The 943-nt window shown below is 60.3% G+C and carries 1 protein-coding gene; it reads right to left on the bottom strand.

All coding sequences use genetic code 11. The features are described from left to right. The coding region (locus tag ACYQ1H_RS15515; RefSeq protein ID WP_460028940.1) for a carboxypeptidase-like regulatory domain-containing protein at positions 1 to 707 on the bottom strand (707 nt) is incomplete at its 3' end. Positions 708 to 943: the final 236 nt, after the last annotated feature.

Here is a 943-nt window from a genome sequence, read left to right as displayed (position 1 = left end):
AGTATGCCGGTACCGGCCAGACTTGTCCCGCTGGCGATGATCTCATCCTGATCGTTCAGGACTTCAATGTTGGCATCGTCACGCTTGAGCGCTCCCAAGAGAGCGGATGCATACCGAACCAGGCCCTCCAGGCGACCCACCGGCGGTGCCTCGCGGACCTCGACCGGGGTCCGGCTGCTGCCGGCGAGGAAAATGGCGTTCTTTTTCTCCAGGTAATAATTGTCGGCGTCCACCTCGATGCGTTGCACGCCGATACCGCCGAGCAGGCCAGGCAGTAGCGGCGAAACATTGTCGAATGCGAACAGACCCCAGCGGTTGCTCATGGCGGTGGGTTTCTGCGAGCCAGCCGCGGTTGTGGTGACCACGTCCGCCGCGGTCAGGACGGTAATCCTGGCGTTCTGGATGGCCTTGCGCCGGAAGCCGCTACCCGTGAAGACAGTGCCTTCGAGCCTGCCAGCGGTAGGAATCAACCAGATTTTGCCGGCACCGGCCAGCGCCTGTTCCAGCGGGATGGTGACCTCGCGATAGCCGATATGGCCCACGCGCAGGGAGACGGCGCCCGCGGGCAGCTTGATCTTGTAGTCGCCGTCCTTGTTGGTGATGCCGAACCAGAGCGGCCAGCCCGACTTGTTCATGACCGTGATCGACGACATCGCCAGCGGCAGCTGGTTCAGGTCGATCGTTGCCGGCAGCAGCAAGGCGAGCACATCCTTGATTTCCTGGGGAAGGTTGGGGATCAGGGCCAGAACCTGATCGCGATTGAAAACCAGGAACTGGCTGATGGCCTGACGGATGGCGTTATTCAGCAGGGTTTATCGGCATTTTCGATGAAGTCGATGATATCTTCCGGATCCTTGGCGTTGTTGATGAGGTTTTGCAGTGGGTTCTTGACGACGTCAGGCAGCTCAAGCCCTGCTAGGGCCTGTTCCAGCAACTGATTGAA

The organism is Methyloparacoccus murrellii, from assembly GCF_054657115.1.
Note: the sequence above shows the minus strand (reverse complement) of the source record. Positions and strands in the feature narration are given on the sequence as shown.